At 68.2% G+C, this 21,099-nt stretch carries 20 protein-coding genes and 1 pseudogene; 6 read left to right on the forward strand and 15 right to left on the reverse strand.

Annotation, left to right across the window (positions count from 1 at the left end; all coding sequences use genetic code 11):
- The first annotated feature begins 121 nt into the window (after nucleotides 1-121).
- Together coaA and D7X96_RS34190 are read left to right on the forward strand one after the other, a co-directional pair.
- Nucleotides 122-1,075 carry a type I pantothenate kinase gene (gene coaA, locus D7X96_RS34185; RefSeq protein WP_120550359.1) on the forward strand — a complete coding sequence of 318 codons (954 nt, stop codon included), beginning with the start codon at nucleotides 122-124 and terminating at the stop codon, nucleotides 1,073-1,075.
- 18 nt (nucleotides 1,076-1,093) lie between these two features.
- Nucleotides 1,094-2,086 carry a cysteine synthase A gene (locus D7X96_RS34190; protein WP_121771635.1) on the forward strand — a complete coding sequence of 331 codons (993 nt, stop codon included), beginning with the start codon at nucleotides 1,094-1,096 and terminating at the stop codon, nucleotides 2,084-2,086.
- 5 nt (nucleotides 2,087-2,091) lie between these two features.
- Here D7X96_RS34190 and D7X96_RS34195 read toward each other — a convergent pair whose 3' ends face one another.
- Nucleotides 2,092-3,360 (reverse strand): type I restriction enzyme HsdR N-terminal domain-containing protein, encoded by a 1,269-nt coding sequence (locus D7X96_RS34195; protein ID WP_120550358.1) that lies wholly within the window; start codon nucleotides 3,358-3,360, stop codon nucleotides 2,092-2,094.
- 629 nt (nucleotides 3,361-3,989) lie between these two features.
- On the opposite strand from D7X96_RS34195, the gene D7X96_RS40555 reads away from it, so the two are divergent.
- Nucleotides 3,990-4,529: an HNH endonuclease gene (locus tag D7X96_RS40555; protein ID WP_208647422.1), complete on the forward strand. Its 540-nt coding sequence runs from the start codon at nucleotides 3,990-3,992 to the stop codon at nucleotides 4,527-4,529.
- A 98-nt stretch (nucleotides 4,530-4,627) separates the two neighbouring features.
- Here D7X96_RS40555 and D7X96_RS34205 read toward each other — a convergent pair.
- A pseudogene (locus tag D7X96_RS34205) lies at nucleotides 4,628-5,360 on the reverse strand (FadR/GntR family transcriptional regulator); the annotation flags it as partial.
- 226 nt (nucleotides 5,361-5,586) lie between these two features.
- Here D7X96_RS34205 and D7X96_RS34210 point away from each other — a divergent pair.
- Nucleotides 5,587-6,213 (forward strand): SgcJ/EcaC family oxidoreductase, encoded by a 627-nt coding sequence (locus tag D7X96_RS34210; RefSeq protein ID WP_120550356.1) that lies wholly within the window; start codon nucleotides 5,587-5,589, stop codon nucleotides 6,211-6,213.
- Here the strand turns inward: D7X96_RS34210 and D7X96_RS34215 are convergent.
- The 4 genes from D7X96_RS34215 to D7X96_RS34230 form a co-directional block, all read right to left on the reverse strand.
- Nucleotides 6,176-7,477 (reverse strand): DUF418 domain-containing protein, encoded by a 1,302-nt coding sequence (locus tag D7X96_RS34215; protein ID WP_121771636.1) that lies wholly within the window; start codon nucleotides 7,475-7,477, stop codon nucleotides 6,176-6,178. The two genes, D7X96_RS34210 and D7X96_RS34215, sit on opposite strands and share 38 nt — an antisense overlap.
- Before the next feature lie 102 nt (nucleotides 7,478-7,579).
- Entirely contained in the window at nucleotides 7,580-9,064 is a 1,485-nt protein-coding gene (locus D7X96_RS34220) for a phosphatase PAP2 family protein (protein WP_121771637.1), read from the reverse strand.
- Entirely contained in the window at nucleotides 9,061-9,972 is a 912-nt protein-coding gene (locus tag D7X96_RS34225) for a fatty acid desaturase (protein ID WP_121771638.1), read from the reverse strand. The genes D7X96_RS34220 and D7X96_RS34225 overlap by 4 nt, the downstream gene beginning before the upstream one ends.
- The gene (locus tag D7X96_RS34230) at nucleotides 9,959-10,945 is read right to left on the reverse strand and encodes a Rieske 2Fe-2S domain-containing protein (RefSeq protein WP_120550337.1); all 987 of its coding nucleotides are present in this window, start codon (nucleotides 10,943-10,945) and stop codon (nucleotides 9,959-9,961) included. The genes D7X96_RS34225 and D7X96_RS34230 overlap by 14 nt, the downstream gene beginning before the upstream one ends.
- A gap of 144 nt (nucleotides 10,946-11,089) precedes the next feature.
- Here D7X96_RS34230 and D7X96_RS34235 point away from each other — a divergent pair, with 144 nt between their 5' ends.
- Nucleotides 11,090-12,277 (forward strand): cyclic nucleotide-binding domain-containing protein, encoded by a 1,188-nt coding sequence (locus D7X96_RS34235; protein ID WP_120550336.1) that lies wholly within the window; start codon nucleotides 11,090-11,092, stop codon nucleotides 12,275-12,277.
- Nucleotides 12,278-12,399: 122 nt separating this feature from the next.
- Nucleotides 12,400-12,717, forward strand: coding sequence for a hypothetical protein (locus D7X96_RS34240; protein ID WP_147468463.1), 318 nt, complete (start codon nucleotides 12,400-12,402; stop codon nucleotides 12,715-12,717).
- Between the two features lie 4 nt (nucleotides 12,718-12,721).
- Here the strand turns inward: D7X96_RS34240 and D7X96_RS34245 are convergent, their stop codons facing one another.
- The 9 genes from D7X96_RS34245 to D7X96_RS41285 all read right to left on the reverse strand — a co-directional run.
- Complete coding sequence (locus tag D7X96_RS34245; protein WP_121771639.1) at nucleotides 12,722-14,092, reverse strand: hypothetical protein; 1,371 nt, start codon at nucleotides 14,090-14,092, stop codon at nucleotides 12,722-12,724.
- A gap of 56 nt (nucleotides 14,093-14,148) precedes the next feature.
- Nucleotides 14,149-16,329 (reverse strand): ATP-binding protein, encoded by a 2,181-nt coding sequence (locus tag D7X96_RS34250; protein ID WP_121771640.1) that lies wholly within the window; start codon nucleotides 16,327-16,329, stop codon nucleotides 14,149-14,151.
- Nucleotides 16,330-16,352: 23 nt separating this feature from the next.
- The gene (locus D7X96_RS34255; protein WP_121771641.1) at nucleotides 16,353-17,534 is read right to left on the reverse strand and encodes a hypothetical protein; all 1,182 of its coding nucleotides are present in this window, start codon (nucleotides 17,532-17,534) and stop codon (nucleotides 16,353-16,355) included.
- Between the two features lie 2 nt (nucleotides 17,535-17,536).
- Nucleotides 17,537-18,235 carry an ImmA/IrrE family metallo-endopeptidase gene (locus D7X96_RS34260; RefSeq protein ID WP_147468464.1) on the reverse strand — a complete coding sequence of 233 codons (699 nt, stop codon included), beginning with the start codon at nucleotides 18,233-18,235 and terminating at the stop codon, nucleotides 17,537-17,539.
- 29 nt (nucleotides 18,236-18,264) lie between these two features.
- Nucleotides 18,265-18,630, reverse strand: a complete 366-nt coding sequence (locus D7X96_RS34265; protein ID WP_147468465.1) for a hypothetical protein — start codon at nucleotides 18,628-18,630, stop codon at nucleotides 18,265-18,267.
- A complete protein-coding gene (locus tag D7X96_RS34270) occupies nucleotides 18,617-19,162 on the reverse strand; it encodes a sigma-70 RNA polymerase sigma factor region 4 domain-containing protein (protein WP_121771643.1) in 546 nt (181 codons plus the stop codon). The genes D7X96_RS34265 and D7X96_RS34270 overlap by 14 nt, the downstream gene beginning before the upstream one ends.
- 272 nt (nucleotides 19,163-19,434) lie before the next feature.
- On the reverse strand, nucleotides 19,435-19,929 hold the full coding sequence (locus D7X96_RS41275) for a PLP-dependent aminotransferase family protein (protein WP_233609900.1): 495 nt from the start codon (nucleotides 19,927-19,929) through the stop codon (nucleotides 19,435-19,437).
- Nucleotides 19,930-19,943: 14 nt separating this feature from the next.
- A complete protein-coding gene (locus D7X96_RS41280; protein ID WP_306449848.1) occupies nucleotides 19,944-20,201 on the reverse strand; it encodes an aminotransferase class I/II-fold pyridoxal phosphate-dependent enzyme in 258 nt (85 codons plus the stop codon).
- On the reverse strand, nucleotides 20,092-21,099 hold a 1,008-nt coding region (locus tag D7X96_RS41285), incomplete at its 5' end, for a PLP-dependent aminotransferase family protein (RefSeq protein ID WP_502260792.1). The genes D7X96_RS41280 and D7X96_RS41285, both read right to left, overlap by 110 nt.

The following is a 21,099-nucleotide window of genomic DNA, read 5'->3' on the forward strand; positions in this document are numbered from 1 at the left end:
CGCGGGGACCTCGGGAGGGGCACGTTGGGGACGGGAAAGTCTTGCTGTCAAGACTCGCGGGGAAGACCTGTTGTCACCTTCACTTGCCGGATCCGGGGTGGTCTGGTTCAAGCTGGGGGGCATGTCCGTGACCAAGCCCCGCGCCGCATCGATGTACGTCGACCTGGACCGCGACGCGTGGCGCCAGCTCCGGGCCTCCACGCCGCTGACGTTGACGGCGGACGAGGTGGAGCGGCTGCGCGGCCTGGGCGACCGGTTGGACCTCCAGGAGGTGGAGGACGTCTACCTGCCGCTGTCGCGCCTGTTGCACCTGCAGGTGGCGTCCGCGCAGTCGCTGTGGGCGGCGCAGCAGGCGTTCCTGGGCTATTCGGTGCGCAAGGTGCCGTTCATCATCGCCATCGCGGGCAGCGTGGCGGTGGGCAAGAGCACCACGGCGCGCATCCTCCAGGCGCTCCTGGCGCGCTGGCCGGATCATCCGCGCGTGGCGCTGGTGACGACGGACGGGTTCCTCTATCCGAACCGGGTGTTGAACGAGCGGGGCATCATGAACCGCAAGGGCTTCCCGGAGAGCTATGACCGCAGAGCGCTGGTGCGCTTCCTGGCGGAGCTGAAGGCGGGGCGCGAGGAGGTGACGGCGCCGGTGTACTCGCACCTCGTCTACGACATCGTGCCGGAGGAGGCGCAGTCCATCCGGCAGCCGGACATCCTCATCCTGGAAGGGCTCAACGTCCTGCAGACGGGGCCGGTGGAGGGCGGGCGGCTGCCGCAGACGTTCCTGTCGGACTTCTTCGACTTCTCCATCTACGTGGACGCGAGCGAGACGGACATCCGCCACTGGTACGTGGAGCGCTTCCTGCGCCTGTGGGAGACGGCGTTCCGGGACGAGCGGTCCTTCTTCCGGCGCTTCTCCGAACTGACGCGCGAGCAGGCGATTGCCCGGGCCGCGTCGGTGTGGGCGGAGATCAACGGCCCGAACCTGGCGGAGAACATCGCGCCCACGCGCTCCCGGGCGAGGCTCATCCTGGTGAAGGGCAGCGACCACAAGGTCCGCCGCGTGCGGATGCGCAAGCTGTAGTTCGGGAGAGGGACAGACATGGCGCCACGAATGGGTTCGCTCTGGGACGCGGTGGGGAACACGCCGCTGTTGCGCATCGGGTCGCTCAGCCGCCAGACGGGCTGTGACCTCGTCGCCAAGGCGGAGTTCATGAACCCGGGCGGGAGCATCAAGGACCGGGCCGCCAAGGGCATGATCCAGCGCGCGGAAGCCACGGGGCAGCTGAAGCCCGGAGGCACCATCGTCGAGGGCACGGCGGGCAACACGGGCATCGGCCTGGGCCTGCTGGGGCGCGAGCGCGGCTACCGCGTGGTGGTGACGATGCCGGACAACCAGGCGCGAGAGAAATACGAGTACCTGGAGGCAATGGGCGTGGAGGTGCGGCGGGTGCCGGCGGTGCCGTTCTCCAATCCCTCGCACTTCTTCCATCAGGCGAGGGCCCTGGCGGAGGCGAACGGCTGGGCGTGGATGAACCAGTTCGAGAACACGGCGAACGGCGACTTCCACTACCAGACGACGGGGCCGGAGATCTGGGAGCAGGCGGAAGGGAAGGTGGACGTGCTGGTGGCGTCGGTGGGCAGCGGCGGCACGCTGTCCGGCACCAGCCGCTACCTGAAGGAGAAGAACCCTGCCTTGCGCGTGGTGTTGGTGGATCCGCCGGGCTCGGGGCTCTTTTGCCAGGTGCGCACGGGGAAGATGGAGACAGCGGGCAGCTCCATCACGGAAGGCATTGGCATCATGCGGCTGACGGAGAACTTCCGGCAGGCGCGCGTGGATGAAGCGATGCGCCTGGAGGACCAGGACATGCTGGAGATGCTCTACCACCTGGCGCGCGAGGACGCGCTGGTGGTGGGGACCTCCGCGGCCCTGAACGTGAGGGCCGCCTGGGAGGTGGCGCGCAAGCACCAGGGCCAGGGGCTGCGCATCGTCACGTTCCTCTGTGACCACGGCAGCCGCTACGCCTCCAAGGTCTTCAACCCGGAGTTCCTGTCGTCCAAGGGCCTCACGGTGAAGCCGCTGCCCGCGGTGTAGGGCCGCTACAAGCTGGCGACCACCTTGAGCGTGGGCTCCACGGGGGCCTCCTCCTTGGCCGACAGGGACAGCTCCAGGCTCCGGGCGACCAGCGCCTTCAGGGCCCACACCTCCGGAATCGACTGGATGTAGACGCGGCTCACCGCGAGGGAGGAGGGGGCGGCTTCGACTTCGAAGCCCGCGGCGAGGGTCTTCGCTTCGTCGACGGGAACCCAGGTGGCGATGCTCTTGCGCTTGCCATTGCCGAAGAAGCGCACGAACCACTTCGTGGGCTTCTTGAACGACACGTTGAAGTAGCTCGACGTGTCCCGGTAGAGGACGTCCTCCACGGCATGGCCGTTCTTGGTGCAGATGTCCCGGATGACGCCGAAGAAGGCCAGCTCCTCCTCGGTGGTCTCCACGGCGGCACGCGCCCTGTCGTCGCCCGTGGCGCGGGGCTCCGAGTCGAAGGGCTTCGCGCTATCGGCCTTCACGACGTTGGGACCCTCCTTGGCGGTGGCCGGCTCCACGCCTTCGTTCAGGCGCTGGATGCGTTCCTTGAGCTTGTCGAGGAAGTCATCGCCCATGACCCGGAGGAGGGTGGGCTCGATGGCCTCCTTCGCGACCTCCGCGAGGCGGTCCATCACTGCGGTCGTCCGCTTGCCCTTGTAGATGTCCTCGGTGAGCCACTTGAGGAAGCCTTCGTGCTCACCGGGGGATTTCAGGGCGGCGGAGAGCTTGTCGATCATCCCCTGGCGGTAGCGGCTGTTCTCCGCGTCGGTGATGAGCGTGGTGGCGTTGAAGGATTCGCGGCTGAACTTGGACAGGAACTTCGCGACCTTGGCCCAATCCGACTTCGTGTCCTCCAGGGAGAACGTGAAGAAGGGCTCGGGGTCCATGACGTTGGGGTTCTCCAGGTCTCCGAAGAACAGGTAGTGGCACCCATCCGTGATGATGCCGAAGTGGAGCTCCGGGAGCTGGGAGAGGTAGCGGGCCAGTTGCTGGGCGCGTGACTTGAGGTCCGTGCCCAGGGGTTTGGTTTCGATGACGATGAGTGGCTTCTGTCCCGTCTGGTCGAAGATGGCGAAGTCCATCCGGTCCGGGAGCTTCTTGCCATCCCCCTGGACGAAGTCCGCCGAGTACTCGAGGCGGACCTCCCGAGGGAACCCCGGGTCGTAGCCCAGCAGCCGGATGAAGGGGATCACCAGCGCCTGCTTGGCGGTCTCTTCGTTGGAGATGAAGGCCTTGGAGTCCTGATAGCGCTTGACCAGCTCCAGCAATTGATTGGCGTCCACGGTATTGCCCCCCTGCATCGCAGCCGTGAGAACAGTCTGGCGGCTCGTGGGAACTACACGCCTGTTGGACTCCCCTTGGCCATACCTCCGAAGAGGGAGCCTGAGCCGCCAGTCCAGTGCCGAGATGCCTACCTGACGCATCCTTCACCCTGTACCGCCCCCGCCGCTCCACTGGCGGCATGGAGCAGAACAGGTTCTGGCTGGTGCTCTCCCTCGGAGAAGAGCGTGAGTACAGAGGCAATCAGGGCTATGCGGATGAACTGGAGCGGCTCTACCGCTATGACAACTTCGTCCCCAACCATCTGCAGTTGAGCCAGGGAGACCTGCTCATCATCTGTGACCGGAAGCAGGTCCTCGGAGTCAGCCGGATTGGGCGGATCGAGCAGACGGAGGCATCCAAGACGCTTCAGCGGTGCCCGAAGTGCAATGTTGCGACGATCAAGGTTCGGAAGCGAGCGCAACCCGCATTCCGATGCAGGGAGGGACATACGTTCGACACCCCCGTGGAGGAGCGCGTGCCCTGCACGCAATACGTCGCGTGGTTCGACGGTTCGTTCAGGCCGGTGCCTGCAGGAGTTCCGACTGCGCACGTTCGCCGCGCGTGCCCCCGCCGCAACGGGCAGTTGGCAATGCAGGAAGTCGCGTATTCGCTTCTGGGTGACACCGCCGCCCCCCTGATTGAGCCATTGGCGGGACTTGCAGCGTCCGTCGTTCATGAACCGCTACTGGTTCAGGACGCGGCAGAGGAGCCCTATTCCCTGAATGACGTTGACGCGCGCGAGCGCATCACGCGAGCCATCCGTGCCCGCCGTGGGCAGGCGTCATTCCGGCAGAAGCTTCGGGAGCGTTTCAACGATACCTGCGGGATCACCGGCTGCGGTCTCGTGGACCTCTTGGAGGCTGCACACATTGCCCCGTACCGGGGAGCGAAGGACAACCATCCCTCCAACGGACTGCTCCTGCGCGCTGACATCCACACGCTCTTCGATCTCGATCTGCTGGGTATCCATCCCGAGACCCTCAAGGTGAGCATTCATCCCAGGGGCCGTGGGATGGGGTACGACCAGTATGTTGGCAGCTCGTTGAGGTGTGATGCTGCTCTCTTGAGTCGAGAGGCACTCCAACGTCGTTGGGGAAGGTTCCAGGCCCTCCTGCTCAGCATGGATTGAGAGCGGAGATTCGAGATTTCTACCGGAGAAACACTCGGTCTGGAGGGCTTCTTCGGGCGCGGCAGCGCCAAGTTCGCTCCCAGAGCCTTCTTCCTGGGCGCTGGGGGACGCTTGCTTCTGGGTAACAGGAGCGAAGGCGTCCAGCACACGGTCATCGTGTGCCTTCATCAGCAGCGGCAGCTCGTGCTGGATGGCCCGTGTATCGCGATCGTGCAGGGCATCCTTCGCGCAGTTCACCCACTGGCGCAGCGGCTCACCGCCCAGAAGGGGAAGCAGCTGGGCCGCGCCGACCATGAAGGCCCGCTGCAGGGACTGCACGAGGAGCACGTGCCCGGGCCGGTCCGCCACCCGGGCCGCCAGCCGCAGCAATTCGAACTCCACCTGGGCGCAGTAAGCCCCTGACTCCCAGCGCGCCGCGTCCCAGAGTCCGAAGCAGATGCTCCCCAGTTGGTCCAGGTCCCGCATGGAAGCCCGTGCGCAGCAGTCGGACAGGAGTTCCACCAGCACCTGCCGCCGGAGGCTGAAGTAGCCCTCCAAGAGCCACCGGGCGTCCGGCGAGCGCGTGTCATGCAGCGCCAAGCCCAGGTTCTCCAGCGTCAGCGACTCATCCAACGGCACCGCGCGCGTCTTGCGTCCAGGCCGCTGCACCACCACGCCCCGCGCCGCCAGCCGCCGCAGCGCTTCACGGATGGTGCCCCGGCAGACGTCATAGTGCCGCGCCAGCTTCGCTTCCGAGCCGAACTGCCCGCTCGGGTGCAGCCTGCCCAGCGCGATGTCGCGCTCAATCTGTGCTTCCACGTACGCCACGAGCCCGCCATGCCCCATCCCCATTCCCCCTCCTCGTCCCAGCATCGCCATCCAACCACAGGGGTCTGACACTGACGCGTGAGGCCCCTTCCGGAGCCGGACGAAAAAAACCTGTCCGACTGTCGGACAGGTTTTTTGGCAACCGCCCCCGGGCGGGCGTCACGGAGAACTTTGGGGTGCAGGGGTTTGTTAACGAACGGCGGGGGACCTGCCTAGGATGCGCGCCTTCCTCGTCTTTCACGGAGCTTCGATGGTGCGCACCCGGTTCGTAGGTCTCCTGGCGTTGCTGTTCGTCGCGGTCCCCTTCGTGTCGGGGGCCCAGGATGCCGTGGCCCCGGCGGCCGTGGCCTCTGGCGACGAGGCGACGCACCAGGCGCTTCGCTCCATCAAGCAGGACATGGAGGATGCGCTCAACAAGCAGGATCTGGATCGGCTGCTGTCGCACCTGCACCCGGACGTCGTGTTCTCCACCATGAACAATGACGTTCGCGTCGGGAAGGACGCCATCCGCGCCTACTACGCCCAGATGCTGGGTGGCCCGGACAGCGTCGTGAAGAAGATCAACGCGAAGTTTGACGTGGATGCGCTCACGCGCCTGTATGGCAACTCGGGCGTCGCCTATGGCTCGTCGCTGGACCACTACATCCTCAACGATGGCACCGACCTCGTCGTCAATGGACGGTGGACCTGCACGCTGGTGAAGGAGGGCGACCGGTGGCTCATCGCCGCGTTCCACTACTCCACCAACGTGTTCGACAACCCCCTGCTCACCAAGGTGAAGAACGCGGCCCTGGGCTTCGGGGCCCTGGTCGCTGTCGCCGCGCTCGGCGCGGGGTTCTTCATTGGACGCCGGGGACGCCGGCCGGCGACGGCTTGAGCGTCAGCCGCATGGGCTGGCGCTGGCCGTAGGTGAGCGAGCGCCATAGCCACTCGGCTGGGCCGAAGCGGAAGCGCGACAGCCAGGCGCGGCTGAGTGGAATCTGGATGGCGAAGACCAACAGGGTCAGCGCCACGCAGCGTGACGGCGGCAGCTTGCCGATGAGCCCCAATCCCCAGCCGTCGTACAGCCAGAGGCTCACCACCGTCTGCATCAGGTAGTTGGTGAGCGCCATGCGCCCCACCGGCGCCAGGACGCCCAGCCACCTGCGCCAGCGCTCCTTCTGGAAGAGCAGCGCGAAGGCCGCCACGTACGCCGCCGCGAGCCCCAGGTAGCCCATCTCCTGGATGGCCGACAGCGTGAACATCCAGTGGGCCTTGGCCGGGTCCAATACCCCCGCGACCCGCAGGTGCTGCACCACCACTCCGGCGCCATTTCCCAGCACTCCCAATACCAGCCCCCAGCCCAGCAGCTTCCGGTGCACGGCGCGGTGGCGCTCCACGTCCTGGAGCAACAGGTGCCGGCCCGCGAGCAGCCCCAGCAGGAAACGGCCCAGGATGAAGATCATCCACAGCAGCCGCTTCAGCGTGGGCAGCATGTACTGGAGGAAGCTCGCGTTCGCGGCCTGCGTCGTCCACAGCGAGTCACTGGCGAGTCCCAGCAGCAGTTGCTTGCGCGACTGGGCTTCCAGGGCCTCGGTGGCCTTCGCGGCCGCGGCCGCGGCCTCTGCTCCGTGCAGCAGGATGGGACCGAAGTGCAGGAGCGCCGGCACCAGCAGCGGCACCACCAGCACGGACAGCGCCACCCACGCCAGCAGCGTCCGGTCCGAACGGTCCCGGAAGAGGAGCAACGCGAAGCCCAACAGCGCGTACGTGGAGAGCACGTCTCCGGCCCACAGCGCGGTGAGGTGCACCACCCCGATGCCCAGCAGCACCAGCAGCCTCCGGGAGTACACCGGGACGACGGAGGCGCCTCGGCCCTCGGCGCGCTTCAACTGGATGGAGAACCCCAGCCCGAAGAGGAAGGCGAAGAGCGTGACGAACTTCTGGTTCACGAAGAAGTGGTAGAGCGCGCTGACGGCTGACTCGAAGGGCGGCGCCGCCAGTGCCTGGGCCTGCTCGCGCGGCATCAGGACCCGGCCGCTGAACCAGGCGAAGCTGTTCGAGACGAAGACCCCCCACAGCGCGAAGCCTCGCAGCACGTCCAGGAGCGGCAACCGCTCGGAGACATCCACCGGACGGGCGCTGGAAACGGAGTCGGACATGCGCTCAGCAGATGCCTCTGCTCGCTTCGCGTCAACGCATGCGCCGCGTCGCGCTGGGTGGCCTCACTCCTCGCGATGGGATGACGACTTCGAGTGAAGGACTCAGGAGATTCCGAGCGCCGGCACCTCACGCAGGAAGGGCATGCGACGCGGCAGCTTCCGGGCCCAGAAGGACTCCACCGACCTGTGGAAGAGGCGCAGCAGCGCGACTCCGGGCCTGCCGTCCTGGAGGGCAAGCTCCTTCGCGGAGCGGTCCAGCAGTGCTCGGGCCCGCTGGTACTCCGCGCGCACCCAGGCCCGCCCGGCCTCCGCCGCGAGCAGCGAATCGAAGTCCGCCGGATCATGCCCCTGGGCGCGCACCTCCTCCGCGACGTCCTTGGGGACGTTGAAGAGGCCCTGGGCCAGGTCCTCGCGCAGGTCGCGCATCACGGAGCACCAACCCAATGCCGCGAGCAGGGAAGGGGCGTCCTCGGCTCGCACCCGAGCGTCCGCGACGTTCAGCATCAAGCCCACGGACAGCCGGAAGGTGTTTCCGAGTTGGGCCTGAAGTGTCTCCGCGTCCCACCAGCGCCCATCGCGCACCCGTTCGCGGTCCTTGCGCATCGTGCGCACCAGCTCGAACACCTGCTCGCGGGCTGTCAGCTCCGCGAGCAGTGCCCTGCCCAGTGCCACAGCGGTGTCGTGGAACTCCGTCGCGGGGCCTGGGGCTCCGGTCTCCAGCGTGCGCAGGAGCGCGTCGATGGCGTCCAGCGGTTCGCCTTCAACCGGGCGGTCTCCATCCAGCACGTCATCCACCATCTGGAGGAAGCAGAAGCCCACCCGTGCCCTTCGTGCCTTGCTCCAGCGTCCTATCGACTGTTGATACAGCACGAGCGCGATGAGGCCGTAGCGCGGATGCCTCCGCGCGAAGCGGTACATCTCCCGCGCGCAGAGGGCTTCCACCCGCACGGCTTCGAGGAACGACTCCCTCCGGACCCGGGGCGCCACGACTCGCCAGGTGCCCCAGGCGAGCAACGCTCCCGCGAACACGTCCACCAGGTGGTGCTCGTGGATGAGCAGCGTGGAGGCCGCGATGGCCAGCGCCCACAGCGTGAACAGGGTGCTCGCCACCGGGCCGGAGCGTTCGCGGTAGGCCAGGGCCGCCGTGCAGGCGAAGGCGACGTGGAGCGAGGGCAGGTAGTTGCGCTCCAGGTTCATCGTGTCCGCGGCCTGGAAGACGGAGGCCCAGACTCCCGTGACGGCGCGCGGGGGCCACGCCACCTCCACCGGCAACACGAGGAAGCAGAGGGCTCCCAGCACCGTCTCCGCGCACAGCGCCAGCGCGAAGGGGAGCATCTGTCTCCAGGTCCGGAAGATGAACAGGGACAGCAGCAGCAGCACGTCCATGCTGACGTACACGGCGGCCCAGCCGGGAACGAACGGGATGTGCTGTTCCACCGGCAGGTCCACCCGCAGACCGCCGGGATAGAAGCCCGTCACCCAGCTCGCGCCGCCGTACACCGCCAGGAAGAAGAGCGCGAAGCCGCAGGCCATGGCGCTCGTGCGCTTCAGTTCCCCCGAGGCCGGCCAGCCAAACAGCGCGCTCACTTCGACTGCTCCGGGAAGGGCCGGGGGCCTCGCCACATGGACAGCCAGATGCGCAGGAAGGAGGGCCGCTCGACGCCTTCATCCACGTAGCGGCCCAGGTAGAGCCAGGGCACCTGCGGGTGCCGGTGGTGTGCCCGGTGGTAGTGGTAGTTGAGGAACACCCAGCGCACCGGCGCCGCGACCTTCAGGTCCCACGCGCCTTCGCGCACGTCCAGCGGCGACCACGCGTGGTCCGCGTACTGGAGCGAGCTCCAGTTCACCGCGAACGCCGCGTAGCAGAGCGCCCATCCCATGACCGTCAGGTCCAACGCGAAGGCGAGCCCCGCCTGCACCGCCACCATCCCCAGCACCTCCGCCCGGATGGCCGTGCCCGGTGCGTCCTCCAAGCGTCCCAGGTACGCGTCCGCGCCCGTCTGTTCTCCGTAGCGCGTGCCCGGACCTCGCAACCTGCGCAGCAGGCCCGGCGCCAACGCGAACACCAGCGCGCCCAGCGGCACGAACAGCCAGTAGATGCCGGTCAGGATGACGTACCACTGCGCATACTTGAGGACGCGGTGGTCGCCCGGGTGCAGGTAGTCGAACTGCTCGCGCGCCGTGCGGTTGTGCCGGTGGTGCGTGAGGTGGAAGGCGCGCTGCAACGTGAACGACGTGGGGAAGAACGTCGCCGCCAGTCGGCCCAACCCGTCGTTGATCCGCTTCAACGGGTGCAGCACCCCGTGCGTCGCTTCGTGCAACAGCGAGAACACCGTGTTGTTCACGTAGGAGAAGACCCCGGCCGCCACCAGCCGCACCCAGAGGGCCTCCGCGTGCGACGCGGTCCACAGGCACAGCGCCCCCGCGCCCATCGCCGCGACGAGCAACAGGGCATTGAGCGCGGCGGGGATGGGCGGAGCGTCATCGGCTCGCATCGTCCCCGTCCTCGGGCAGGCCCACCGCGAAGTCGAGCAGCTGGCGCATCACCGGATCCGCCGTCGCCGTCGCGACGTTGAAACGCAGGTCCTCCAGCACGGACAGGTCGCGGCGCAGGAACGACGTGTAGAGCCACCGCGACACCTTGAGCACCAGCGCCGCCGCGCCCGGCACCCGGCCTTGCCGCGCCGCCACCGCGAGCCGCACCGACGTCCCCTCCGCCACCGGCGTCAGGCTGGCGAGCAGCAACCCCCGCGCCCGGCCCAGGTCGCTCTTCACGGACATCAGCGTGCCGCCGTGCAGCGTGAGCTCCACCCGGATGCGGTTGCCCGACAGCGCCTTCATCAACCGGTCGCTCGCGCCGGTGCCCACGACGCGCGACGTGTAGCGCAGCCGCAGGGTGTACCGGTCCGGCGTCTCGCAGCTGGGCGTGTCCCACAGCTCCCGGTGGTGCACCGTGCGCAGGTGCTCCAGGTCGAAGGAGTTCGCCGCCAGCGGCAGCCAGGGGCACTTCACCGTCACCGGAGGCCCCACGTTCCAGACGTGTTCCCCACCTTCCAGGTCGGGTGGGGGAAACAGCGCCTGGGGGCCGTTGAACACCAGTACTCCTCCGAAGCGCTCCTCCACCGGCCAGGCCCGGGGACCCGGCAGGGCGGACACGTCGCTCCTCCCGGGCGCGGCGCGGCAGCGGCCCCCTCCGTCGAAGCTCCAATGGTGCAGCGGACAGCGCAGCAGCTCGCCCTGGACTGTGCCGTGCTTGAGGTGGGCCCCCAGGTGGGGACAGTGCGCGGAGAGGGCGTGGACCCGGCCCGCCTGGCTCCGGAAGAGCACTACCTCCTGGCCACCCACCTGGACGCCCAGGGTCTGGCCCGGCCGCAGGTCCGCGGACGGAGCCACCAGGTACCAGGAACGGGGGCGCGAGGGCCCGGGGAGGCGGTCCGGAAACCTCCCGGCCAGGACGGGAACAGCCATGCCCGGACCCTACCGGACCCGGTGTCTCCAGGGCCACGGGGGGCCGGTGGAGGCTGGCTTTACGCCCGGGTTCCTGGTTAGTCAGGCGCTGGTGGAACCGGGCGCGCCGCCCCGACGGGGTGGGCCTGGGAAGGGACGTGTGACATGGCAGGCGATACGGCGGGCAGCAGTCGGGGCGGTTCGGTGCGGGGCGGCACGCTCCAGGTGGTGCAATCCCTGGCGGCGCAAGGCGAGCCGGAGCGCGCGGCGCAGCTCTACGAGGAGCTGGGCGCGGCGCAGCGCGAACGCCTGCGCAAGGAGGCCGCGCAGGGCTCGGCGAAGGAGCGCCACTGGCTGGTGGACGTGCTGCGCCGGGCTCGCGACTTCACGGGCGCGGCGCGGCTGCTGGACGGCAGCGGCGACGACGTCTCCGTCGCGGACCTGTACGCCCAGGGCGGTCAGCACGTGGCGGCCGCGGAGGCGTACCTGCGCGCGGGCGAGGTGGAGAAGGCCGCGGCGGCCTTCGAGCGGGGCGGGGCGCTGGAGCGCGCGCTGGAGGTCTACCGGGGCCTGGGGGCCCGCGAGTCCATGGCCCACTGCCTGGTCCGCCTGGGCCGCCCCTTCGAGGCCGCGGACCTCTACCACGAGCTGGGCCAGGCCCACGCGGAAGCCGAGGCCCTGGGCGGCGTGCTCGCGGAGGATCCCCGCTACGTCGAAGCCGTGCTGCGCACCTGCAAGGTGCTGGACGCTGGCGGCTTCACGCACCGGGCGCTCGCGGTACTGGCGGACGCGCTGAGCAGCTCCGACCACCTGCGCGCGGATCCGGTCCTGGTGACGGAGAAGGCGCGGCTGTTGCGGCGCATGGGCCTGGACGTGGAGGCGGAGGCGCTGCTCGCGCGGCTGGCCGCGGGCGCGACCGTGCCGGAGGCCAGCGGCTACCGCTTCCTCAAGGCCATTCCCATCTTCGGCGAGCTGCCGCTGGAGGACATGAAGGACCTGTACCGGCTGGCGCGGCCCGTGACGGCCACGCCGGGCTCGGTGCTGCTGGAGAAGGGCTCTCCCGGCACGGGGCTGCTCGTGCTGCTGGAGGGCACGGTGGACGTCTTCTCCGGCAACGAGCCGAACGCGCGGCACCTCAACACGCTGGGGCCGGGCTCGTTCCTGGGAGAGATTTCGCTCGTGCAGGACGGGCCCGTGTCCGCGAACGTGCGCGCGAAGACGGCCGTGCGCGCGCTGCGCATCACCCGCGAGAGCTTCCAGCACTTCCTGGCCACGCACGACGCGGCCTCGCTGCACATCTACCGGCTCTTCACGCAGAGCCTCGCGGCCCGCGTGCGCGCACTGAGCGGGTGAAGACGGCTTCAGGCGGCGCAAGGCCTGAAGAGGAGGCAGGCGAGCACGGCCGGGGGCCTTTCGTTGGACCCAGGTCCATCCCCATCCTCCTGGACAACCCTCCTGCCCGGAAGGATGTCCCGATGGCTTCATTCGACGCACTGAGACAACAGGCTCGCGCGAACTGGCGCACGTGGTTGGCGTGGGTGGCCACGCCCATCGCCGCGCTCCCACTGCTGGGCGTGGGCAGCCGTCGCCGCATGGGCCTCGTCGCCGAGGTGGCCGCCGGGGCCGTGGGGCTGGGCGTCCTGTCCCTGACGTTCATGGCCCTGGGGAAGCTCCCCCGGGCGGCCGCCAGCCCGGCCGCCGGCAAGGCGTGGGAGCGGGCGCCGAAGGACTTCCCCATCTCCGGCTCGATGGTGCCGGAGGAGTTCTCCGCGTCGATGCTGTCCGGCCACTGACGCGTCAGGGCCGGCGCTCGATGCCGATGGCGATGGCGGGGCCGGTGAGGGTCTCTCCCGTGCCGTCGGAGAGCGACACGATGCCCAGGCTGGCGGAGAGCACGGTGGTGCCGGAGCCGCCGGTGCCCTTGACGAAGCTGCGCACGCCCAGCTCGCCGAAGTTCCAACCGCTCGCCGAGCCTCCGCCCGCGCCGAAGAGGGAGAGGCTGGGCGTGAGGGGCACCTGCACCTCGCCGCGCCCGGAGCCGAAGCGGAACTGGTTGTCGCGCGAGAGGATGGCGGAGCTCCACGCGAGGTGGAACCCGTCGAGCGCCCCGAGCCGCAGCACCTGCTGGAAGGTCGGCCCCGACTTGGAGTCACACACGTCCCGGGCGTTGATGGGCTCGTAGGTGATGGGGTCGTAGTCGAACAGGGTGACGCATTCCTTCTGACCGAACTGCGCGCCCACGCCGAGTCCGATTTCCAGGAAGGCGGTGGAGTACGCCGCGGCGGCGTACGCGGAGCCCGGCGTGTGGCGCAGGCCGGTGCCCAGGCCGAAGCCCACGGGCTCCAGCTGCGCGCTCAGCACCAGGGGCAGGTCCCCCGGCCGCCACGCGATGAACGCATCCAGGAGCAGACCGCCCGCGCGAGCGGAGTGGCCCGAAGCCGTCTTCGCGTCCAGCGCGAGGAAGGGCCGGGCATGGAAGCCGTAGCGCAGGCGGGGCACCTGGGGTTCGGGGAAGAAGAGGCGCGCGGTGGCGGGAGCGTCGGTGACGACGGCGGTGTCGCCCACGCGCACGTTCTCACCCCGGCCCAGCCGGGCGATGGCGGAGTCCTCGCGCGATTCGATGACCTTCAGCACCACCTCGCGGGAGTCCTGCGTGCGCACGCGGACGCGGGTGCCTTCCCCCAGGCCGGCCCGGGCGCCCCCGGAGAGCGTCACGTCGCCATTGTCCACGGCGGTGACGGTGACGCGGGTGGAGGAGGGGACGGCCGTGGGAGGCGGGGCCTGGGGCACAGGCGGCGCCTGGGTGACGACGGTGAGGTCGCGCGCCGAGCCCAGCGCGGAGGCCAGTGAGTCCGGCTGGGGCTGCTCCGGCGTGGCGAGGGAGAACGCGTGGGCCTCCTCGCGCTGTTCGACGGCGAGGAGCGACTGGCCCACGACGACGAGCCGCACGAAGCGCCGGCCCTCTTCGATGCGCCGCACGAGCTGGGGCGTCGCGCCGTCCACCTTGAGCACGGCGATGCCGCCCCGCGCGAGCGCGGCATAGGTGACGCCCTGGTGGACGACGGAGTCGAGGACAGGGCCCAGGCCCAGTGTTTCCGCGGCACGGGAGGCCGGGGACGCGGGAGCCTGGGCGACGATGACGGAGGCAAGGAGCGCGGAGCCGAGCATGACGTCTGGCTCTATATCGCTCCTCGCCCCCGGCGTTCCTGGACTTCAGGTCAAACCTAGTCGACGAGCAGCCGCTTCACGGGCGCGGGGTCCACGGCCACCATCAAGGGCCGGGTGAAGTGGCTGAACGACATCAAGGCCTGACCGGGCGCGAGCCGGGAGACTCGGCTCCACAGACTTTCGTCGATGCTGCCCACCGACTTCTGCATCCGGCTGATGACCGCTCCGTCGGTGATCTTGTGGATGATGAAGTTGTTGAGCAGTGCCAGCACTTCGTTGGGCAAATGCTGGGGCAGCTGCGTGACGAAGACGAGCCCCAGCCACCGCTTGCGGCCCCGCTTCGCGATGCGCGAGACCTGCTCGAACAAGACGGGCATCTGCGAGATGCGGCTGGCGGACAGGAACTCGTGCGCTTCCTCGATGATGATGAGGACCGGCGTGACGTCTCCCCCTTCGCGGTCGGCCTTCTCGTAGGCCTCCTCCTGGCGCTCCTGGATGCCGCGCAGGATGTCCGCGATGACCAGGTTGTTGAGCTGCGGCGAGTCCGTGTCCGACAGGTCGATGACGGACACCCGCCCGGGGCTGAGCATCGCGTCATACTTCACGCCCGCGGACGTGCCGCGGTCGAAGATGTTGAGCCGCTTCAGCCGGTAGAGCTTGCTGGCCAGGGCCTTCCAGCTGATCTCCGTGCGGCTGCTCGCGGCGTACACGCGCTGCATGACCATGCCCGGGTTGTTCCGGAACTCGCTGTAGAACTGCGGACCGGAAGGCGTTGGGGGAGGTGCCTCCTCGGCCTCCTCGCCGAGCCTCAGGTCTTCCTGAACGGCGGCGCGCCGGCGGGAAGACGCCCGGGTGCCCGTGGCGCGTCCTTCCGCCCGGCCTTCGTCGCTGAGGCTGTAGATGTATGCATTCACCACGTCCAGCACATGCTGGATGGTCATACGGGGATAGCCGGTGGTCAGCTCATCCACATCCATTACCTGCCGCTGCTGCTCCGGATCCTTCGGGTCGGATGGGAAGATGCGGAAGTCCTGCAGCAGGAGCTTGGTGACGTCGTAGGCCTTGATGAATCGCTCATGCTGCGCTTCCGACAGCTCCAGGATCTCCGCCAGCGCATAGGGCGACAGGCTTGAGAAGTTCAGGGAGAAGCGGTGGAGAGCGCGGTGCCGGGGGTTCCGCGTCTTGCGCCCGTCCAGGTGATGGATGTGCAGGTCCTTCACCCCTTCTTCTTTGTGCCCCCGGCGCCGGAGCGCCTCCAGCATCGCCTCGTGGTTCGTGGGCTGATGGATATGGGTGTACTCACCCTCCACGTCGAAGACGATGGTCGCGATGCCCGCGTTCTGGGCGCGGTGGATGAGCGTGGCGACAGTGGTGGACTTACCGCCACCCGTCGTCCCGATGATGCCTGTGTGCCGGGGCAGGACCGACTTGTCCCGCGGGTTGAGGCGGGCCTCCATTCCCTCGTAGCCCACCACGAGGCCCAGGCTCAGGCTCAAGTCCCCGCCAACGCCCAGCACGCGCGCGCTCTCTTCCTCATCCAGGATGAAGACCGGGCTCTGCGGGCGAGGCCGGAAGCGAGGCGGATGCAGGGTCCCCTGAACCTCCTCGCCCAGCAGCTCCACCTCGGCGCGGCCGTGATAGTCGAACGTATAGGTCAGCTTCTTGCCGTGCGTGACCACGCCAATGGCCATGGACGAGTTCGCGGGCACGGCGTTGGGCTCCGCGAAGGGACCCCTCACGACGACCCCCAGATAGGACCGGCCGTCCTCGCGGGACTTCACCCGGACCAGCGTCTGGGACGCCAGCCGGGGCACGTCCTCCTTCGTCGACAACACCGTGATGAGGTTGTCGTGGCTGGAGGAGGTGTCGAAATGGGTGAAGCCCACCGCGAGCGCCAGCTCGGGATCCGCCTTCACCGCTTCCTGGGCCTCCTTCTGCGCGGCGGCGAGCGCGTGGATGACCTCTGGAGGTGTCTGCTGGACGATGCTGTTCGGTCTGGGAGGAGGCCGGTTTCCCGGGGGAGGCGCGGTGGGCGGCGCCTGCGCCGGGCGCGTCTGAGACGGCACCGCGGACGCAGGTCCCGGGCGTGCCCCCGTGGGGGCTGGAGGCCGGACCCCATTGCCAGACGGACGGATGTTTCCGTTCAGGGGATGCGGCGCCTGTCCATTGCGGATGGGGTTGCCGTTGTGCGGCGGGTACGCGCCCGCGTTTCCAGGGCCTCGGCCATTGTCAGACATGGATGTGTTCCCCCTCGGTGGGACTAGCGGCGCATCTTGCGGACATTGAGATACTGGAGGCTGGGATCGGCCTGGGCGTAGGCGTCCTGGACCAGGCCCTGGAAGCCGTCTTCGCCGAAGACGCTGTGACAGGTCATCGAGGCGACATCGAGGAGCATGGGGTAGCCCTGCTCCGGCCGCAGGATGCTGTCCGCCATGGCGATGCGCACGGCGAAGTGGACATGCTCCTGGTGTGCGTAGAAGAGGCGGGGCGGGGAGTTGTTCGAAGCGCGGTACAGGCCCATCACGACCTGGGGGCAGTAGCGCTGGACGAACCGGCTCGCCTTCGCGAGTCCCTCGTCGTCATAGCGCCAGCCTTCGAGGATCTCCTGGCCGTAGGACTCCAGGGTTTCGAGGATGGCGTACTCGCCGGTGTCGAGCGAGTGCCCCAGCGTGAGAAACCCCCGGTGCTCCAGCTTGTCCGTGACGAAGACGAACTTCTGCTGCCGGTCGATGAGGTTCGCGAGCATCTCGAGGGATGCGTCCAGGAGCGTCCTGTAGCCGGAGCCGGTGATGAGCTCATACGCCAGCGGATTGCCCATTCCGATGCGCCATTCCGCCTGGAGCCGTTCGGCCAAGATGGCCCGTTCCGCGTAGGTGCGAATGCCACGGGTCGCGAGCCGCGACAGGCTGTCCTTGTTGCGAGGTGCCTTGCGCGAGCGAACCTCCCGCTGCTCAATGTATTCACGAGCCTGTTTGAACGGGTCGTCCATCTGGAACGTGACCTCCTTGCGGAACAACCGCTGGGAGAAGGTTCCCGACGAGCCCCCGTAGCCGACCGCCGCGATGCCCAACTGCGTGATGCCCAGGGCCAGCGTGTCGTGTGACACCGCGCGCCCGTTGACCGCCTCGACGTTGCCCCGGAACAGGTATCCGTCATGGACGGCCCGCAGCTGCGCCTCCGTGGCGTGGTAGACGCCGGCGCCCTTGGGCGCGTGCGGGCCTGTCTTCAGGAGCGGCAGCAGCTCCTGGCGCACGGCGGCGCGGAGCACATCCTCCTTGCGCATGGCGCCGCCAATCTGCTCCCGGAAGGTGCGCATGATGTCTTCCAGGTCCAACCCGTGCGCCCACCGCCCCAGGTCGAGCGTCTGCAACAGGGTTTCGCCGAAGGACGCGAGGAAGTCCCCGTCCCCCGCGAGTTCGCCGTCATCCAGGGGATCCGCCATGGCTAACCCGGGTTCCTTTCACCCAGCACCGAGGACAAGGAGAAGCGCGGTGCTCCCTCCCGTTGAGCCAGCACCCGCGCGTAGACTTCAGCCTTCCGGCGGGGCAGACCAAACGTGCGTTGGAGCCGCGCGGCCCGCTCCTCGCGCGGGCCCTGCTTCATGACCGGCATTGCGACGGATTCAGGTGCAAGCCATTCAAAAGCAAGACGGTCCGCGCGTTGTTCGACGCGCAAGACGTCCCCGGTGTGGATGTCACCCAGGTCATCCCGCTCCATCAAATGGACCTGGGCCTTGAGTGGAACACCGTCGAGCGCCGAGGTCAGGAGCTGCTCCTTCGTGGGCAGCTCCTGGAGGTCGAGGACGGGACGGATGCTGTCGCCGAAGAAGCGCAGTGCCTTCTGCCGCGGGACCAGGTGGTCGAGGACGAAGTGTGCCAGCTCATGTGCGGCCGTGAAGCGCTGGTCGTCGGGCGAATCCTTGCGCGAGTAGAAGAGGAAGGCGGTGCCCCGCAGGGCCACGATGCATCCGTGCATGTCCCGGTCACTGCCGTCCGGCATGGATTTCCATCCACGCCGGGAGAGGTAGGCCCGAACGGTGTGCGTGGTGACTTCGTCCAGGGAGACGAAGCTCACCTGCAGCACCTTCTGTGCATCCGCGACGATGGCGCGAGGAAAGGTGCCGTGGTCGGGAAGACCCGCCACCCGCAGGGCATCCCGCAACCAGCGTTCCCTCACGAATTCTTCTCGCGGTCGAGTGCGGCCATCAGCACGGCCCGTGCCTCTGGTTCCAGGGGGCTGTTCTCCGTCGCCAGGAGCGCGGCGGTGGCCTCCATGTCACGCAGGACCTTGGAGAGCTCGAAGGCGTCGATGCCGAAGTGGTCCGCGATCTGGTTCACGTGCTCGGAGAACGCCGCGCCTTCGGGCTTCCGGCACAGGGACACCCAGTAGAGCGTCTCCACCGTGCAGCCCAGCCTGCGGGCGAAGTCCTGGACCGAGAGGTCTTCCAGGTCCCGGTACCATGCGAACACGGAGCCCAGCATCTCCGGTACACGCGCGCCGCGTTCGGCCGCGGCCTCCAGCCAGTCAGGATTCGTCATGGGTGTCCTCCTCCTTTCCGAGCCGCCTCAGCTGCTTGAGGAGGCGGTCGCGGTTCTGCTTCACCACCCGCTTGCGCTCGGGCTCGGGCAGCCCTTCCTTGCCCAGGGGGCGGGCCAGCTCCAGGGTGGAGCTTTCCCCCTGCAGAACGAGCCGGAGGACTCCGAGGTCCTCCTGCGGCATGTTGCGGCGTTCGAGTCTTTTCAGCGCCAGGGCGGTTTCCACGGCTGCCTCCATCTCTTCATTCGGAGGCCTCGCCCGGAGTTCGATGACGTCCGCGAAATTCTTTTCGCGGATGACCCGGCGCTCGGTCGAACGCAGGGAATCCAATACGTTGCGTCTGGCCGCCAGCGTCAGGAAGCTGCGCAGGAGCGACTGGTCGCGGTCGTAGGTCTCGGGCCGGCCCAGGTAGTCGAAGATGGCCTTGAGGGCTGCGTCTCGCACTTCTTCCGGGTCGCACCTCATTTCGGATTCGAGCGTCTTCAGCAGAAACGGCATGAAGAGCGCGAAGACCTTCGAGTATGCGACCGGCATCCGTTTCAAGACCTGGTCGTGAAGCGCCCACTCCTCTTCTCTTGATGGGTAACTCATCCCCCACACCTCGCTGACATGCGCACGCCCGCTTTCAGGTTGGCTACGGTCCGTCTGGACTTTCGCTACAGCCCTGTAGAGTTCGACGGCGGAGCGTCTCCGTCCGAGCCGGGAGGTTGGCGGCAAGGAGGATCGGTGTCTCTACCTCGGAAGGGGTACTGTCTTTGAGGTCATGAGTCCTTCGCGATCCCCCTGGATCCGGAGTGACCCGTGTTTCAATGCAACGCGCCAGACTTCTTCCACGCGTCAATGGCGCGACGCACCTCATCCCGGAGGTCCCGGCCAATCCGGCAATACGCTTCATCCTCCAGGTTCGCCAATGACACACGGGCCGACCAGGGCGGTGCGTCGAAGCCGCTGCCGTTGAGCAGCACCACGCCGTAGCGCCGGGCCAGCGTGAAGACAATCTCCAGCGGGTCGTGGTGCGACTCCACGAAGCGCACGAAGTCCTCGCCGATGTGCTCGCGGCACCAGGCCTCCAGATCGAGCGTCTGGTAATACGCCGTGCGCAGCGGATCCTCCTGCAGCGGAAGGCCCATGCCCTGGTAGAGGTCCCGGAGCCGGTCCTGGCAGATGCGCTGGCAATACCGTTTGTAGCCGTCGTCCTTGTCCAGGAGCGTGAACAGCGAGAACAGTGACATCTGCAGCTGCTGCGGCAGGGACAGCCCCGCCGTGTGGTTCAACGCCACGGCCCGGCTGTCCGCCACCATCCGGTCAATGAACTTCAGCCGCCCCGGGTGCAGCGAGATGGCGCCATACCGCGCCTCCAGCCCGTGCAGCCGAAGTGCTTCGAATACGAGTACACCAGCAGCGCGTTGCGCGGCAGGTCCGCGGCCAGCGAACGGAAGCCGTTGACGAACGTGGCGTAGACGTCATCCGTGATGATCAACAGGTCCGGCAGGCGCTTGCGCACCAGCTCCACCAGCTTGTGCACGGACTCCTTCCGCATGGCCACCGCGCCCGGGTTGGACGGGTTCACCACGAAGAAGGCCTTGATGCGCGGGTCCTCCAGCTTGCGCAGCTCCGCGTCCGGGTACTGGCCAGGTGTGGCGGCCGTCCTTCGTCGTGGCGCTCTGCTGGATGTCCACCGTGCGCAGGCGGAACTCCTCCAGGCGCGGGATCTCCAGGTACGGCGTGAAGAGGGGCGCGCCCAGCGCGATGGTGTCTCCCTTGCGCAGCAGGCCGTTCACCTGCAGCGAGTGGAAGAGGTACGTCATCGCGGCGGTGCCGCCCTCCACCGCGAAGAGGTCGAAGCGGCCGGAGGGAGGCCGCCCCGCGAACAGCTCCCGCGACAGGTACTCCTGCACGATGCGCTCGGCGTGGGGGAGCATCCGGTCCGGCACCGGATAGTTGTCTCCAATGACAGCGTCCGTGAGCTCCCAGACGAACCGGTCCGGGTGGAAGCCCAGCGTGTGCTCGCCGTGCGTCAGCGCTCCGCGCAACAGCTGCACGGCGGGCTCGTCATCGCTCGCGTCCAGGAAGTCATGCAGGCGCCGGGCGATGCCGGGAGAGCGGGGCATGCCCCCAAGCCCCACGCCGGGCACGTCCCAGGCCCTCCGGCTCTCCGCGAGCGCGAACTGGCCGAGGAGGAAGAACGCCTCTCGCGGCGTGGTGGCGATCCAGTTGGGATTGCCCCGGCCGGCGTTGAGCATCACCGCCTCGCGGGTCCTCACGGCCTCGTCCGCGACCTGGAGCAGCTCGTCCTTCAACTCGAAGGGACTGAGCTTGCGCAGCTCACGGTCGGGGGGCTCGGGCGTCTGCTCGGTCATGGTGTCCTCCTGCGTCTGTCCAAGGTGAACCACCCGGGTGGCCGCGGACCATGCGCCACCCGGGTGGTTCACCTTGGACAGACGCAGGAGGACACCATGACCGAGCAGACG

This window comes from Corallococcus interemptor (assembly GCF_003668875.1).
Classification (GTDB): domain Bacteria; phylum Myxococcota; class Myxococcia; order Myxococcales; family Myxococcaceae; genus Corallococcus; species Corallococcus interemptor.